Genomic DNA, 16,201 nt, shown 5'->3' on the forward strand with positions numbered 1-16,201 from the left:
CGGCCCGCCCCGCGACGCGAGCCCGAGGCAGACTGTCGCGGCGGGATTCCCGGGGGTTGCGATCCCTCTTAGGCTTTCTCCGCCGAGGGACGCATGCGTTCCTCCCGTAGTGCCGACAGGAGCGAGACGCGCCGATGACCGATCCGAACACCATCCGCCAATCCGCGCTGGACTGGATCGGCCGGAACGAATCCCGCCTTTCCGCCTTCAACGAGCGCATCTGGGGCTTCGCCGAACCCGCCTGGCGCGAGTACCGGTCTGTGCAGGCTTATGCCGAGATCCTGCAAGAAGAGGGCTTCACGGTGGAGGTGGGGTCGGGCGACATGCCCACGGCCTTCGCCGCGCGCTGGGGAAATGGCGGGCCTGTGCTGGCTGGCTTCTCGGAATATGACGCAGTCCCCGGTAACTCGCAGCAGGTGGTGCCCTACAAGGCGCCGCGGAAGGGGCTTCACCCCTATGCGGCGGGCCACACCGATCCGCATTCCGTTCTCGGCACCGCCTCCCTCACGGCTTTCCTCGCCACCAAGGCAGCCTTCGAGCAGCATGGCGTCAACGCCACGCTGAAGCTCTTCGGTGAGCCGGCGGAAAAGGTCTGCGGATCCAAGCCCATCCACGCGGCCAAAGGCTATTTCGACGGGCTGGACGCGGCGGTGGTCTGGCATCCCTGGCCCAGCAACACCGTCACGGGCGAAATCCATTTCGGCGCCTATTGGAGCGCGGTGATCACCTTCGAGGCGGAGGACCCGGAGAACTGGGTCGATCCCTCCCTCATGCCGACCCAGGCCGCGCATGCAGTGGCCCGCGCCCCGGCCGCGCTGGATGCGATGTGCCTGATGTACACCACAACGAAGTACACGAAGGAGGCGATGTTCCCGCATAGCGGATCCTGGACGCTGAACGAGTTCATCCTGGGCGATGCCGGCGCGACCTCGGACAACCTCCCGCCCCGCTTCAGCCAGATCCAGTATTCCTGGCGCTCCTCCTCGCTCGAGATCCAGGAGCAGATCTGGCGCGTGCTGGCGAACAACGCGAAATCCGCGGCGCTGGCCACGGGCTGCCGCGCCTTCGTGCGCTGGGTGACGAAGACGCGCGTGGGCCTGCCCAACAGCGCGCTGACGGAGTTGACCTGGCAAAATCTCCAGGCTGTCGGCGCCCCGGCCTATAGCGAGGAAGCGCTGCAGTTCGGCCGTGAGATCCAGAAGAATCTGGGCCTGGAACCGATGGAGAATCCCTTCATCCCCAGCATCACCACGCTCACCACGCCGGCCGAGAACGACGCGAGTCTCCGCCGCTCCCTGGCCGGCTGGCAGACGCATCTCAGCGCCGACGATTATGTGGAGTATTCCTGGCACTGCCCGACGGTGCGGCTGCTGGCCGCACGCCCGCGGCTGCGTCCTCCCTCCCCCGGCTATGCCTATCCCAACTGGTCCTATCTCGCGCTTGGCGGCCTGCCCGCGGCGGTCGATCCCGGGATGTTCGTGGCGGGGAAGACGATGGCGCTGACGCTGGTGGATCTGGCCACCAAGCCAGGCGCACTGGAGGCGGCCCAGGCCGAGTTCCGCGAGCGTACGGGCGGTGGCGTGGGCGGCACGAAATGGGTTGGTCCGCTGCTTCCGCCCGATTTCGACCCGCCGGTCGATCTGCGCTGGCCTGAATACGTCACGACCGTGCGTGGCGAGGAATGGACCTTCCCGACGCCGCATCATGGCACGGGCGCTGGCGAGCCGATCTGATAAGGAAGGCCGGGAGAGGTATCCCCCTGGCGCCCCCTCAAACTCGAAGAAAAAGATGATGGGGGTCTGGGGGAAGAATTCCTTCTTCCCCCAGCCTTCGTCAGGCCAGCGTCGTCAAATCCTGGAACCAGTGCTGCGCCTGGACATAGTTCCGCACGTTCTTCCCGAGGACGTGCGGGTTGGTGTCGTGCACCACGAAAACCAGCAGGGCTTGGTCCACCACCCGCTCATGCACGCGGGCCATCAGCCGGTCCTGCTCCGCCACGTCGAAGGACTGCACGGCTTGGTCGATCAGCTTGTCCGTCTCCTCGTCCTTGTAGTGGGACCAGTTCACGCCGGTGGGCGCCACCTGCCTGGAGTGGAAGAAGCGCACAAGGGCATAGAGCGGATCGGAGGTGACATAGGCCACGTTGTTGGCGGTGATGCCACGCATGGACTCATGCGCCGCGCCATTGCGCCATGCGGTGTAGAGCACCTCCAGCTCCACGGGCTGGAAGTCCACCTGGATGCCGATCTCCTTCCAGGCCTGCTGGATGTATTCGTTCATCGGCATGGACAGCATCTGGCCCGAGCCGCCGGTCGCGATGATGAACTTCGTCTTCAGCGGGTTGCTCGGGGAGAAGCCCGCAGCCTGCACCAGCTTGCGCGCCTCGTCCGGGTCGTAGCGAACCTTGAAGGAGGGATTACCGAACCAGGGGGAAGCCGGGTCCACCACGCCCGTGGCCGGCTTCGCCAGCCCACCGAGGAGCTGCACGATCTCGTCGCGGTTGATGGCAAGATTTGCTGCCTGACGCAGCCTCAGATCGCGCCAGGGCGAGCCCTCCAGCATGGAGAGGTGATAGTTCCAGACATGCGGGGTGACGTTCTCCACCACCCGGTTCCCGGCGGCCTTGAGCTGCGGCACCATGTCGAGCGCCGGCGTCTCGATCAGGTCCACCTGGCCCGAGAGCAGCGCGTTGCTGCGCGTGACGGCATCCGGTGCGCAGACGAGAACCAGACGATCCACCTTCGGCACCCGCTTCGGATCCCAGTAACCCGTGTTCTTCACCAGCTCCGCCCGTTCCCGCGGGACCAGCCTTGCTAGCTTGAACGGCCCGGTGCCCGAGGGCTCGACGGCGAAGCGGTCCCAGGAGCGGCCAAGCTTCTCGTACTGCGCGGGAGAGGAGACGAGGAACCAGAGGAGCTGATAGGGGAAGAGACTGTCCACCGCCTTGGTGGTCAGCTCCACCGTCGTGGGGTCTAGCTTCTTCCAAGAGGCCAAAGAGGGCAGGCGCGGGCGGACCTGCGCCGCCTGGCGCTGGTCGAAATGCGGCGCCTGGGCGTTCATCACCTTCTCGAAGTTCCAGATCACCGCATCGGCGTCGAAGGCCGAGCCGTCATGGAACTTCACGCCCTCGCGCAGCTTCAGCACCCAGCGTTTACGGTCGGCCGGATCGGCTTCCCAGGAGGTGGCGAGGCCCGGGATCAGCTTGCCCGGCCGGTCCGCCACATCCATCTCCCAGGCCACCAGGGAGTCGTAGATGGTGTTGCCGGTGAACTGGTAGGCGCCCGCGCCGCGGTCCGGCTGGCCGGTGGTGAGCGGAATATCCGCCATGGAGATGCCGTAGCGCAGCACGCGCTCCGACTGGGCGCGGGCCTGCGGAATCATCAGGCCGGAAGGCAGGGTGGCAAGGCCGGTGGCGCCCAGCAGGGCGCGACGCGACAGGGTCATGGGGGACTCCGGGTTGGTCCGGACGACCGAAGCAACCCGCGTGCCGAGGAAGGAAGACTGGGGGAAGCGAACTTCCCCCGGCCCCTCACCCCCGCACATCCATGGCTGTGCGCAGCCCGTCGCTGACCATGTTGAAGCACATGCTCGTCAAGAAGATACACACGCCCGGCAGCATGGCGACGATGGGCTGGGTGTAGATCGCCGTCCGCAGCGTGTTCAGCATCAGCCCCCATTCCGGCTCGGGCGGCTTGGTGCCGAGGCCGAGAAAGGACAGGCCGGAAGCCAGGATCATCGAGACGCTGATTAGGCTGGTGGCATAGACGAAGATCGGGCCAAGCACGTTGGGCAGCACATGGGCGCGCACGATGGTCATGGCCCCCGCGCCGCTGGCCCGCGCGGATTCGACATAATCGAGGTTGCGGACGGAGGTGGTGGTGCTCTCCGCCACCCGGATGATCTGCGGAATGAAGACCAGCGTCAGCGACAGCATGGCGTTGGAAATGCCGGGCCCCAGCGCGCCGGAGATGGCCACGGCCAGCAGCACGGATGGAAAGGCGTAGAAGACGTCCGTGGTCCGCATGATCAGCATGTTGACCCAGCCACCCGCGAAGCCCGCGATCACCCCGAGCGTGCCGCCGATCGCGAAGGCGATCAGCACGGGCGTGATGCCAAGGAACCAGGAGAGCCGGCCGCCATGGAGAAGCCGCGTCAGCAGATCGCGCCCCAGCTCATCCGTGCCCAGCGGGTAGCGCCAGTCCTGGAAGCCCACGGGCTTCAGGCGCCGGATCATGCTGGTCTGATAGGGATCATGCGGCGCGATCAGCGGCGCGAAGAGGATGGCGAGGGCCATCAGCAGCAGCACGAAGCCGAAGAACAGCGTAACCGGATCGCGCGAGAGGCGCCGTGCCACACCCTGCCAGTAGCCCCGGCTGCGGGATGGCGTCGGCTGCGGAACGGCAATGGCGGGTGGTGTTGCGATGGTGCTGCTCATGCGCGGCGGATCCGGGGGTCGAGCGCGGTCTGGATCAGGTCCACCGCGAGGTTGAGCGCCACAAAGAAGATCGCCAGCACCAGGATCGTGCCCTGGAGCACCGGCAAGTCGCGCTGGAAGATCGCGCTGTTCAGCAGGAAGCCCGTGCCCGGCCAGGAGAACACCGTTTCCACCAGGATCGAGCCGCCCATCAGGTAACCGAGCTGGAGGCCCATCACCGCCAGCACGGAGGGTGCAGCATTCTTCACGACATGCAGCGCGATCCCGCCGCGGCGCAGCCCCTTGCCACGCAGCGTGGTCACGAAGTCCTGGCTCAGCAGCTCCATGACCACACCGCGCACGGTGCGGGTGACAATGCCCATGGGAATGACAGAGAGGGTGACGGCTGGCAGCACCAGGAACTGCACATGCGCCCAATCCCAGGCCCAGGAACCGGAGCCGCCCGGCCCCGCGCCCATGGCGGGCAGCCAGTTGAGCATCACGCTGAAGAACACCACCAGCACCATGCCCAGCCAGTAATGCGGGATGGAGACGCCGGCCGCTGCCAGGCCCACCGCCGCCTTGTCCAGCAGGCTGCCCCGGAACACCGCGGCAATGGTCCCGAGGATCGAGCCCATCACGAAGCCGATCGCCGCCGCCACCAGGGCCAGCATGAGGGTGTTGCCCACCGCCGAATAGAGATCGGCCGTGACGGGCCGCCCGGTGGCCAGCGACCGGCCGAGATCGCCTTGCACGACGCGGGACAGCCAGATCACGAATTGCACGGGCAGCGGCTTGTCCAACCCGTAGTCGCGACGGACCTGGTCCACCACCTCCTGCGGCGCATCGGCGGGCACGATAGCGTTGATTGGATCGCCCGGTGCGATCTGCACGAGCATGAAGCAGACCAGGCCAACGGCCAGGGCGATGGGGATGGCGTAGAGAATGCGCCGGATCAGGTAGAAGAGCATCGGTCGCTCCGGCTCAGGCAGCTTGGGTCATGGCATCGGGCACGCGCACGCAGCGCGCGGCATGGCCGGGGACGGGGCCGCGGAACGCCGGCACCTCGGGCAAGCACTCCTCCCCCACATAGGGGCATCGGGGAGCGAAGGCGCAGCCCTGCGGCACGCGTTCCAGGTTCGGCGGCGCGCCGGGGATGGTGGTCAGGCGCTCGCCCCGCATCCCGGCATGGACCGTGGCGCCGAGCAGGCCCTGGGCATAGGGATGCAGCGGGTTGCGCATCAGGTCGCGCACCGGCCCCTCCTCGATGAACTTGCCGGCATACATCACGGCCACCCGGTCCGCGATCTCGCCCGCCACGCCCAGGTCGTGGGTCACGAAGATCACGCCCATGCCCATTTCCTGCTGCAAGCGGCGCAGCAGCAGCAGGATCTGGATCTGCACCGTGGCATCCAGCGCCGTGGTCGGCTCATCCGCCAGCAGCAGCTTCGGGCGGCAGGACAGGGCGATGGCGATCATCGCGCGCTGCCGCAACCCGCCGGACAGCTCATGCGGATAGGCCGCGAGGCGCCGCTTGGCGGAGGGGATCTGCACGAGTTCCAGCAGTTCCAGCGCCCGCTTGTCGGCCTCGGCGCGGCTCACCCGCTCATGCCGCATCACCGTCTCGGCGATCTGCCGGCCGATGGTGAAGACCGGGTCCAGCGCCGTCATCGGCTCCTGGAAGATCATGGACACCGTGCTGCCGCGGATATCCGCCATCTTCCGCTCGGAAGCCGCGATGATGTCGTGTCCGCCCACCCGCACCGTGCCGGACAGCTTCGTGCGGCGCGGCGGGTTCAGCGCCATCAGGGCACGGAGCGTGACCGACTTGCCCGATCCGCTCTCTCCGAGGATGCAGAGGGATTCCCGCTCCGCCAGATCAAAGGACACGCCGTTGACGGCGTGCACCGTGGCATCGCGCGAGACGAAGCGGACATTCAGGTCCCGCACATGGACAAGAGGTTCGCTCATGCGGCCACCTTCGGGGCTCGGCTGTGCCCGCTGTTCGGCACCACCATCAGGCAGGACGCCCGCTGCCCGGCCGGTGCCGGATGCAGCGGTGGTTCCACTGTGGAGCAGACCGGCTCCACAAAGGCGCAGCGCGTGTGGAAGCGGCAGCCGGAGGGCGGGTTGATGGGATTGGGCGGATCGCCGGTCAGGGGCGGCTCCGTCCGGCGCAGGTCCGGGTCCATGGAGGGCCGGCTGGCCAGCAGCGCGGCCGTGTAGGGATGCGCGGCGGCCGCATAGATCGCCTCCACCGGCCCGATCTCGGCCACCTTGCCGAGATACATGACCAGCACGCGGTCCGACATGTACTGAACCACGTTCAGGTCGTGGCTGATGAACATATAGGTCAGCCCGAACTGGCCCTTCAGATCCTGGAGCAGATTCAGCACCTGCGCCTCCACGGACTTGTCGAGGGCCGAAACCGGCTCGTCCAGGATCACCAGACGCGGCCGCAAGGCCAGGGCGCGGGCGATGTTGATGCGCTGCCGCTGCCCGCCCGAGAGCTCATGCGGGTAGCGCCGGGCAAACTGGTCGGGGTTCAGCCCCACCGCCGCCAGCAGGTCCCGTGCCCGGGCCCGCGCATCGCCCCGCGCCAGCCCGTGCACCTGCGGGGCGAAGGCGATGGATTCCTCGATTGTCAGGCGAGGGTTCAGGGAGGCGTAGCTGTCCTGGAACACCATCTGCACCTGGCGGCGGTATTCCTTCAGGGGCAGCTCGCGCCCCCCCACTGCCTGCCCGTCGAACACCACCTCCCCGGAGGTCGGCGTCATCAGCGCCATCACAAGCCGCGAGGTGGTGGATTTGCCGCAGCCGGACTCGCCGACGATGCCGAGCGTCTCGCCCTTGCGGACGTCGAAATCGAGGCCGTCCACTGCCTGCACCACGCCGGAGGCACGGCCGAGGAAGCCGCTTTTCAGGGGAAAGTGCTTCGTCAGTCCGCGCACCGTCAGCAATGGCTGGGCGGGGCCACCGATATCCGGCAGGGGCGGCAAAATTTCGTTCTGGACCGTCATGAACACCCATAAGGCCGGGCGAAATGGCGCCGGCCGTTCCAGACGATGCAACTCCCGGGCCACCGCACTCCGCCCTGCTTGGCACCGAACTTGCCTCGATCGGGCTGCACCGTCATTCACGGAGGGGATGCGCATGAAGAACATCACGCGGCGGGCCTGGCTCATGGCCGGTGCCCTGCTCGCCGGCCTGGGCCTGTTCGATGCCGGGCCGGCCAGCGCCCAGGAAAAGGTGCTGCGGATCGGCATGACGGCCGCCGATATCCCCCGCACTTCCGGCCAGCCCGACCAGGGCTTCGAAGGCAACCGGTTCACCGGTATCCCCATGTACGACGCGCTGGTGAACTGGGATCTTTCCAGCGCCGACAAGCCCTCCGTTACTATTCCCGGTCTGGCCACCGATTGGCGCGTGGATGAGAGCGACAAGACCAAGTGGCGCTTCACCCTGCGGCAGGGCGTGAAGTTCCATGACGGCAGCCCCTTCAATGCCGCCGCCGTGGTCTGGAACGTCCAGAAGGTGCTGGACCAGTCCGCGCCGCATTACGACGCCGCCCAGGTCGGCCTGACCGTCAGCCGCATGCCGACACTGAAATCGGCCCGCGCCATCTCCGAATATGAGGTGGAGCTGACGACAAGCGAGCCGGACAGCTTCCTGCCGATCAACCTCACCAACCTTTTCATCGTCTCGCCCACGCATTGGGCGGCGAAGCTGGCGGCGGTACCGGCCAGCGTCACCGATCCCCGTCAGCGCGCGAACCAGGCCTGGGCTGCCTTCGCGGCCGATCCCTCAGGCACCGGCCCGTTCCGCGGCGTGCGCCTCGTCCCGCGTGAGCGCTTCGAGATGGTGGCCAACCGTGACTACTGGGATCCGGCGCGCCGCCCGAAGATCGACCGTGTGGTGCTGCTGCCCATCCCGGAGGCGAACACCCGCACCGCCGCGCTGCTGGGCAGCCAGGTGGACTGGATCGAGGCACCGGCGCCGGATGCCCTGCAGCAGATCACCTCGCGCGGCTTCAAGATCTACCAGAACGCCCAGCCCCATGTCTGGCCCTGGCAATTCTCCTTCGCCGAGGGCTCGCCCTGGCTGGATCGCCGAGTCCGCCACGCCGCCAATCTCTGCGTCAACCGCGAGGAGCTGAAGACCCTTCTCTCCGGCCAGATGGAGATCCCGAAGGGCACGGTGGGCCCGGGCCATCCCTGGTGGGGCAATCCCTCCTTCGACATCCGCTATGACTTGCGGGAGGCGCAGCGCCTGATGCGGGAGGCCGGCTACTCCCCGCAGCGCCGCCTGGCGGTGAAGGTGCTCACCTCGGCCTCTGGCTCCGGCCAGATGCAGCCGCTGACGATGAACGAGTTCCTCCAGCAGGCCCTGGGCGAGTGCTATTTCGACGTACAGATCGAGGTCGGCGAGTGGAACGCCATCTTCAACAATTGGCGGGAAGGCGCGCGTAGCCCGGGCGCCCGCGGGGCCAACGCCACCAATATCAGCTTCGCCGCCATGGACCCCTTCTTCGCGATGGTGCGCTTCGTCGCGACCAGCGCGCAGCCGCCGGTCTCGAACAACTGGGGGTACTTCTCGAACCCGGAATTCGACCAGCTCATCGCGACGGCCCGCACCACCTTCGATGCGGCGGGACGCGACGCGGCGCTGGCCCAGTTGCACAAGCGGATCGTGGAAGAGGCACCCTTCCTCTGGGTGGCGCATGACGTGGGCCCCCGCGCCATCTCCCCACGCGTGAGCGGCGTGGTGCAGCCGCATAGTTGGTTCATCGACATCGCCACCATGTCGATGAACTGATCCCGGCCCAGCCCCGATCCTCGGGCCGGTGATCGGCGGGCCGCCCTTTGCAGGGCGGCCCGTCTGCGCTTACGGGCCGGACTCGCGCGTCCGTGTCCTCGATCCGCCTCCGCCCCCCATTCCCGGCCGCCGGAAAGCTGCCATGATTGGGCGATTCCCGCGGGAGGTTCGAAAAGAGTATGTCTTCGAGGCCGGTACTTTCCGGGCCCCTGGCACGTCACGCCATGGCCTATGTCCTGGCCGGCGGCCGCGGATCGCGGCTGATGGAGCTGACCGACCGCCGCGCCAAGCCCGCGGTCTTCTTTGGTGCCAAGTCCCGCATCATCGACTTCGCCCTGTCCAACGCCCTCAATTCCGGCATCCGCCGCATCGGGGTCGCAACGCAGTACAAGGCGCACAGCCTGATCCGTCACATGCAGCGCGGCTGGAACTTCCTGCGACCGGAGCGGAACGAGACCTTCGACATCCTCCCCGCCAGCCAACGCGTGTCGGAGACCGAGTGGTATGCCGGCACGGCCGATGCCGTGTACCAGAACCTCGACATCATCGAGAGCTACGGTCCTCGGTACATGGTCATCCTGGCCGGGGACCATGTCTACAAGATGGACTATGAGGTGATGCTGCACCGGCACTGCGAATCGGGTGCCGACGTGACCGTGGCCTGCATCGAGGTGCCGCGGCAGGAGGCCAGCGCCTTCGGCGTGATGCATGTGGACGAATCCGACCGCGTCATCTCCTTCCTCGAAAAGCCGAAGGACCCGCCCTCAATTCCCGGCAAGCCGGACCACGCCCTCGCCTCCATGGGCATCTATGTCTTCGAGACGCGCCTTCTGGCGGAGGAACTGCGCCGCGATGCCGCCAACCCGGGATCGAGCCGCGATTTCGGCAAGGACATCATCCCCGCCCTGGTCGCGCGCGGCACCGCGGTGGCGCATCGCTTCGAGGATTCCTGCGTCCGCTCTGGCGATGAGGCGGAGGCCTATTGGCGCGATGTCGGAACATTGGATGCTTATTGGCAGGCCAATATCGACCTGACCGACGTCGTTCCCTCGCTCGATCTCTACGACCGGGACTGGCCGATCTGGACCTATGCGGAGGTGACGCCCCCGGCCAAGTTCGTGATGGATGATGACGATCGCCGCGGCATGGCGGTGGACTCCCTGGTATCCGGGGGCTGCATCATCTCAGGCTCTCATCTCCGGCGTTCGCTACTTTTCTCCAATGTGCACATCCACTCCTACGGTCAGATCGAGGGAGCTGTGCTCCTGCCTGGCGTGGAGGTTCACCGCCATGCACGGCTGAAGAAGGTCGTGGTGGATAGTGGGGTCGTCCTGCCTCCGGGCCTGGTGGTCGGGGAGGATCCTGAAGAAGATGCTCGCCGCTTCCGCCGCTCCCCAGGCGGGGTCTGCCTTATCACGCAGCCCATGATTGACGCGCTGGCGAATTAGTTCCGCCGGAGCGCACGACCCCGGAACTGTCTCCCTCGTATCCTGTTGTCGGGGGCCAATTCCGGGGCTTGGAAGCCAGCTCCTTGCGTTGTGTTTCGGCCGCTTCAGAGGCTGTCCTGGAAAACACCTTGTTGAGTGCGCGCCTAGCGACCCCTTGCAGGAGGGGCCTTCGCTCGGCCCGTCCTCCACGATCCATTCCCGCCTTTCGAGCTTCTAGTGGTCAGAGCCCCTATCTGGCCACAAAAGCGGAAAGGCGCGAGAGATTCTCAATAGCGTCTATCTTGCGCAATTTGCTGCATGTCGATGACAGAAGGTTTAAAATTTACTGAAAGCCTCCCGTTGACTTTACCAAGTCCTATCGGATGATCGTTTGGTGGACCGTGCCTGTACGAACGCCTGAAAAGGCTTGCTCAACCCACTTCCCGGTAGAGGAAACCATGAGCTTCGCCACCCCGCCTTCGGCCTCCGCCATCGTCGCCGCGGTCGAATTGTTGGCGCGATACGCTTCGGCCCACGGCATCAGCGATGCTGAAGAGGTTCTCATGGAGGTCCTCGCCACGGTTCACGGATGGCCGGCGAATCTTGTCGGCGGCGCGGAGCTGACAGAGCCGGCCGAGTCTGGTTTCGAGCGGCAACAGCGATCCGAATCGTCCATCGCTGATTTGGCGCTGGATATGCGCGCGCAGCTTATTCCACTCGCTTCGCCCTGACAGGACTTGCGCGATCGATTCGCCATCGCCGGCTGCCTTGTGGGCATAGCCGGTTACGAAGCGGCTCGTCGTTTGGCTTGGGCCTGCGGTCCAGGACATGCCCATCGCCAAGGAGTGATGGGCACGCATTATCCAATCCCGGAAGCGGTCGCCTTTCCTGGGGCAGGCTTAACCGGCTCTTCCGGCGGCAATGCTGCCGAAGGGCCGGAAGTACGATAGCCGTTTTCCAACACCAGCCCCGGATTAGCCCGCCGCACGAACTTCGCGCGAGGGATGCACCAGCTTGACCGAAGACCGCCACATCGTCATTTCCGACCTGTGCGGCGCCGCCGCTGCTGATGCCCGGCACGGCCGATTGTGGCTTGTCCCGGCTCAGCCATTGATCACTGCGGTCCGTGGGGTCAAACGCGTGTCGGATTCCAAAGCCCAGGCGCACCGGACCAGCGAATGATCCCGCTCCGTGTCCTCTCCGTCGCGTCCGAATGCTACCCGCTGGTCAAGACAGGCGGGCTGGCTGATGTGGTCGGCGCCCTACCGGCGGCGCTGGCGGTGGAATCCGTGGCGGTGCGGACGCTCCTGCCCGGCTACCCCGCCGTGCTGGCCAAGGCCGGCCCCACATCGCCCCTGCACCACTTCGCGGACTTGTTCGGCGGCCCGGCGAACCTGCTGACGGCGCATGCGGCGGGGCTGGACCTCCTGATCCTCGATGCGCCACATCTCTATGCCCGGCCCGGCGGCCCCTATGCCGACCCGCAGGGCCGGGACTGGCCCGACAATCCGCAGCGCTTCGCCGCCCTGTCCTGGGCGGCCGCCGAAATCGGGCGCGGCGTCCTGCCAGGCTGGCGGCCGCATGTGCTGCACGCCCATGACTGGCAGGCCGGCCTCGCCCCCGCCTATCTGCATTACGGGGCCGGCCAACGGCCGGGCACGATTCTCACCGTGCACAACCTCGCCTTCCCGGGCTGGGCACCCGCCAGCCTTTTGGCCGAGCTCCGCCTGCCCCCTGAGGCCTTCGACATCGAAGGGGTGGAGTTTTTCGGCGGCATCAGCGCGCTGAAAGCCGGGCTGCGCCTTTCGGACCGCATCACCACTGTCTCCCCCACCTATGCACGGGAGATCACGACTCCGGCGGAGGGCATGGGGCTGGATGGCCTGCTGCGCAGCCGGGCCGGGGCGCTGCATGGGATCCTGAATGGCATCGACGAGACCACCTGGAACCCCGCCAGGGATCCGCATCTTGCCGCGCCCTTCAACGCGGACCGCCCCGCCGCGCGCGAGCCGAACCGCGCGGCCCTGCGCGCCCGCATGGCGCTGGCGGAGGAACCGGAGGCGCTGGTCCTGGGCGTGGTCAGCCGCCTGACCGACCAGAAGGGCATGGACCTATTGCTGGAGGCTCTGCCCACCCTGCTCGGCCATGGCATGCGCCTTGCCATCCTGGGCGCGGGCGATCCCGGGCTGGAAGCAGGCTTCCGCGCCGCCGCCGAGGCCTATCCCGGCCGTGTCGGCGTGCGGATCGGCTATGACGAGGGGCTTGCCCATCTCATCCAGGGCGGCTGCGACGCCCTTCTCGTTCCCTCCCGCTTCGAGCCCTGCGGGCTGACGCAACTCTGCGCTCTGCGCTACGGCGCCCTGCCGGTGGTGGCACGTGTGGGCGGGCTGGCCGATACGGTGATCGACGCGAATGAGGCCGCGCTCGCCATGGGCGTCGCCACGGGTCTGCAGTTCGCACCCACCACCACGCCAGCCCTGGAAGCCGCGCTCGCCCGGCTCGCCGGAATGTGGCAGGATCGCGAGATCTGGGCCACAACGCAGGCGAACGCTCTGCGTGCGCCGGTCGGCTGGGCTCGCTCCGCTAACCGTTATGCGACCCTGTACCGAGAACTCGCCAGCGCGGCTTGACGCTTCCCGCAGGGCGAGAAACCTTCCAAGCCTATTCGCGTGCCGCGTTCAGCCTCCTCTACCATAGGCGGCGCCCCCCCTGCACAGGACGGCCAATGAACGACAGCCCCGCCCCCATTCTCCCGGATATCGACACGCCCGACGCGGCGGCGGTGAGAGCCTTGCGGGAGGCGATCCTCGCCAAGCTCGTCTACCAGGTCGGAGGGCGAATGGAGCGCGCCAGCCCACGCGACTGGTACCTCGCCACCGCGCTTGCCGCGCGTGACCGCGTGGTGGACGAGTGGCGCCGCTCCAATGACGAGACGCGGGCGGAAGACCGCAAGGTTGTCTGCTATCTCTCCATGGAGTTCCTGATCGGCCGCCTGCTCTCCGACGCGCTGGGCAATCTCGGCATGCTGGAGATGGCGCGTCAGGCGCTGGAGAGCCTCGGCATCGATTTCGACACGATGGCCGCCCAGGAACCCGATGCGGCCCTCGGCAATGGCGGCCTCGGCCGGCTGGCCGCCTGCTTCATGGAGAGCATGGCGAGCATCGGCGTGCCGGCCTATGGCTACGGCATCCGCTATGAGCACGGGCTGTTCCGCCAGATCATCGCCGGCGGCATCCAGCACGAGGTGCCGGAAGACTGGCTGGCCCTGGGCAATCCCTGGGAATTCGAGCGCTCCAGCCTCGTTTACGAAGTGCGCTTCGGCGGCCATGTGCGGCCGGAGGTCTCGGCGGACGGCTCGACCCGCATGGTCTGGCACGCCGGAGAGATCGTGAAGGCGCTGGCCTATGACACACCGGTGGTGGGCTGGCGCGGCAAGCGGGTCAACACGCTCCGCCTCTGGTCCGCCCGCGCGACCGACCCGCTGCAGCTCAACGAGTTCAACCGCGGCGACCATGTCGGCGCCCAGGCCGCACGGATGCGGGCCGAGGCGATCTCCCGCGTCCTGTATCCTGGCGATGAGACCGAGGCGGGCCAGGAATTGCGGCTCCGGCAGGAATATTTCTTCGCCTCCGCCTCCCTGCAGGACATCATCCGCCGGCATCTCTCCTATCATCCGGACCTGTCGAACCTGGCGGAGCGCACCGCTGCCCAGCTCAACGACACCCACCCGGCGATCGGCGTGGCCGAGTTGATGCGCCTGCTGGTCGACGTGCATGGCATGGCTTGGGACAAGGCCTGGGAGATCACCCAGGCCACCTTCTCCTACACCAACCACACGCTGATGCCCGAGGCGCTGGAAACCTGGGCCGTGCCGATGATGGAGCGCGTGCTGCCGCGGCACATGCAGATCATCTATCTCGTCAACGCCAACCACCTGGACCGCGCGCGTAACAAGGGCGCGGGGGACTCCCTCCTCTCCTCCGTCTCCCTCATCGACGAGCGGAACGGCCGGCGCGTGCGGATGGGCCATCTCGCCTTCGTCGGTTCGCACCGCATCAACGGCGTCTCGGCGCTGCATTCTCATCTCATGCGCGACACCGTCTTCGCCGATCTCAACCATGTCTGTGGTGACCGCATCACGAACAAGACGAACGGCATCACCTTTCGCCGCTGGCTGCACCGCGCCAATCCCGGCCTGACCAGGCTGCTGACCGAGGCCGTCGGCCCGGCCGTACTGGATGACCCGGACCGGCTGGGGGATCTTGTTCCCTTCGCTGCGGACACTGGTTTCCGGCAGAAATTCGCAGCCCAGCGCCGGACCTCGAAGGAACGCCTGGCCGCCCTCATCGCCGGGCGCATCGGCGTCCGCATCGATCCGGATGCGCTGTTCGACGTGCAGATCAAGCGCATCCACGAGTACAAGCGGCAGCTGCTGAACATCCTGCAGACCGTTGCGCTCTACAACGAGATGCGCGCGCGTCCCACGGGAAGCTGGGTGCCACAAGTGAAGATCCTCGCCGGCAAGGCCGCGCCCAGCTATCATCAGGCGAAGCTCATCATCCGCCTGGCGAACGACGTGGCCTCCGCCATCAATGACGACCCGACATTGCACGGGCTGCTGAAGGTCGCCTTTCTGCCGAACTACAATGTCAGCCTTGCCGAGGCGATCATTCCGGCATCCGATCTGTCCGAGCAGATTTCAACAGCGGGGCTTGAGGCCTCCGGCACGGGCAATATGAAGCTCGCGCTGAACGGCGCGCTCACCATCGGCACGCTGGATGGCGCGAATGTCGAGATCAATGAGCGTGTGGGCAAGGACAACATCTTCATCTTCGGCCTGACCGCCCATGAGGTGGCCGAACGCAAGCGCGCTGGCTACGACGCGCGCAAGGCGGTGGCGGCTTCACCCGAGTTGCGTGGTGCGCTTGACGCCATTGCCTCCGGCGTCTTCTCGCCCGGTGAGCCAGACCGCTATCGCGGGCTGGTGGAGGACCTGCTGAACAATGACCGCTATCTGGTCACCGCCGATTTCGACGCCTATCACGCGCGGCAGCGCGACGTGGCGGCCCGCTGGGGGCAGCCGGATTCCTGGTGGCGCTCCGCGGTGTTGAACACCGCCCATGTCGGGTGGTTCTCCTCGGATCGTACCATCCGCGAATACGCCGAGGATATCTGGAAGGTCGTGCCGGGCTGAGCGGACCGGTCCCGGGAAAGATCCCGATGGCCGCTTATGGGCGGACAGGGCCGCCTGGATGTGCATCCCCGGTCGGCAATGCTGTGAGCCTCAGTGATGCAGGCGCCGGATCAGCTCCTGTGCCGTGGTCTCCACCTCATCCGCCAGGATGGCCCGGATAGAAGCCCCATTCATCCCGCCCGACGTACCGCGTCGCTCAAACAAGTCGACGAGTTGCCGCACCTCTCAATGATCCCCTCATTGCGCATGAGCAAGTAGGTTGCTGAAGGTGCTGGTCTGCGCGACGGCTTTGGCGAAGGCTGTCATGAGCGGGACGAGCCTGTGCTCAGGCATGCTGGGGATTAATTCGTA

General features: G+C 66.7%; 13 protein-coding genes. 7 read left to right on the plus strand and 6 right to left on the minus strand.

Going from position 1 to position 16,201, the window contains the following annotated elements; genetic code table 11:
- The first annotated feature begins 134 nt into the window (after positions 1 to 134).
- On the plus strand, positions 135 to 1,733 hold the full coding sequence (locus ACO1BU_RS17365) for a M20/M25/M40 family metallo-hydrolase (protein ID WP_424137225.1): 1,599 nt from the start codon (positions 135 to 137) through the stop codon (positions 1,731 to 1,733).
- A 100-nt stretch (positions 1,734 to 1,833) separates the two neighbouring features.
- Here the strand turns inward: ACO1BU_RS17365 and ACO1BU_RS17370 are convergent, their stop codons facing one another.
- The 5 genes from ACO1BU_RS17370 to ACO1BU_RS17390 form a co-directional block, all read right to left on the minus strand.
- A complete protein-coding gene (locus ACO1BU_RS17370) occupies positions 1,834 to 3,444 on the minus strand; it encodes an ABC transporter substrate-binding protein (RefSeq protein ID WP_424137226.1) in 1,611 nt (536 codons plus the stop codon).
- 85 nt (positions 3,445 to 3,529) lie between these two features.
- Positions 3,530 to 4,435 (minus strand): ABC transporter permease, encoded by a 906-nt coding sequence (locus ACO1BU_RS17375; RefSeq protein WP_424137227.1) that lies wholly within the window; start codon positions 4,433 to 4,435, stop codon positions 3,530 to 3,532.
- Positions 4,432 to 5,385, minus strand: coding sequence for an ABC transporter permease (locus tag ACO1BU_RS17380; protein ID WP_424137228.1), 954 nt, complete (start codon positions 5,383 to 5,385; stop codon positions 4,432 to 4,434). Before ACO1BU_RS17380 ends, ACO1BU_RS17375 begins: the two co-directional genes overlap by 4 nt.
- Positions 5,386 to 5,398: 13 nt before the next feature.
- Positions 5,399 to 6,385, minus strand: a complete 987-nt coding sequence (locus tag ACO1BU_RS17385) for an ABC transporter ATP-binding protein (protein WP_424137229.1) — start codon at positions 6,383 to 6,385, stop codon at positions 5,399 to 5,401.
- On the minus strand, positions 6,382 to 7,434 hold the full coding sequence (locus tag ACO1BU_RS17390) for an ABC transporter ATP-binding protein (protein WP_424137242.1): 1,053 nt from the start codon (positions 7,432 to 7,434) through the stop codon (positions 6,382 to 6,384). Before ACO1BU_RS17390 ends, ACO1BU_RS17385 begins: the two co-directional genes overlap by 4 nt.
- A gap of 133 nt (positions 7,435 to 7,567) precedes the next feature.
- On the opposite strand from ACO1BU_RS17390, the gene ACO1BU_RS17395 reads away from it, so the two are divergent.
- The 6 genes from ACO1BU_RS17395 to ACO1BU_RS17420 all read left to right on the plus strand — a co-directional run bounded on the left by ACO1BU_RS17395 (position 7,568) and on the right by ACO1BU_RS17420 (position 15,850).
- Positions 7,568 to 9,229 carry an ABC transporter substrate-binding protein gene (locus ACO1BU_RS17395; RefSeq protein ID WP_424137230.1) on the plus strand — a complete coding sequence of 554 codons (1,662 nt, stop codon included), beginning with the start codon at positions 7,568 to 7,570 and terminating at the stop codon, positions 9,227 to 9,229.
- Positions 9,230 to 9,408: 179 nt separating this feature from the next.
- Entirely contained in the window at positions 9,409 to 10,677 is a 1,269-nt protein-coding gene (gene glgC, locus ACO1BU_RS17400; RefSeq protein WP_424137231.1) for a glucose-1-phosphate adenylyltransferase, read from the plus strand.
- A 437-nt stretch (positions 10,678 to 11,114) separates the two neighbouring features.
- Entirely contained in the window at positions 11,115 to 11,387 is a 273-nt protein-coding gene (locus tag ACO1BU_RS17405) for a hypothetical protein (RefSeq protein WP_424137232.1), read from the plus strand.
- Positions 11,388 to 11,670: 283 nt separating this feature from the next.
- Positions 11,671 to 11,838 carry a hypothetical protein gene (locus ACO1BU_RS17410; RefSeq protein WP_424137233.1) on the plus strand — a complete coding sequence of 56 codons (168 nt, stop codon included), beginning with the start codon at positions 11,671 to 11,673 and terminating at the stop codon, positions 11,836 to 11,838.
- Positions 11,835 to 13,286 carry a glycogen synthase GlgA gene (glgA, locus tag ACO1BU_RS17415; protein ID WP_424137234.1) on the plus strand — a complete coding sequence of 484 codons (1,452 nt, stop codon included), beginning with the start codon at positions 11,835 to 11,837 and terminating at the stop codon, positions 13,284 to 13,286. The genes ACO1BU_RS17410 and glgA overlap by 4 nt, the downstream gene beginning before the upstream one ends.
- Positions 13,287 to 13,381: 95 nt before the next feature.
- Positions 13,382 to 15,850, plus strand: a complete 2,469-nt coding sequence (locus ACO1BU_RS17420) for a glycogen/starch/alpha-glucan phosphorylase (RefSeq protein ID WP_424137235.1) — start codon at positions 13,382 to 13,384, stop codon at positions 15,848 to 15,850.
- Positions 15,851 to 15,940: 90 nt separating this feature from the next.
- Here the strand turns inward: ACO1BU_RS17420 and ACO1BU_RS17425 are convergent, their stop codons facing one another.
- Positions 15,941 to 16,072: a hypothetical protein gene (locus tag ACO1BU_RS17425; RefSeq protein ID WP_424137236.1), complete on the minus strand. Its 132-nt coding sequence runs from the start codon at positions 16,070 to 16,072 to the stop codon at positions 15,941 to 15,943.
- Positions 16,073 to 16,201: the final 129 nt, after the last annotated feature.

It is taken from the genome of Roseomonas chloroacetimidivorans, from assembly GCF_049629625.1.
In the GTDB taxonomy this organism is placed as follows: domain Bacteria; phylum Pseudomonadota; class Alphaproteobacteria; order Acetobacterales; family Acetobacteraceae; genus Roseomonas; species Roseomonas chloroacetimidivorans.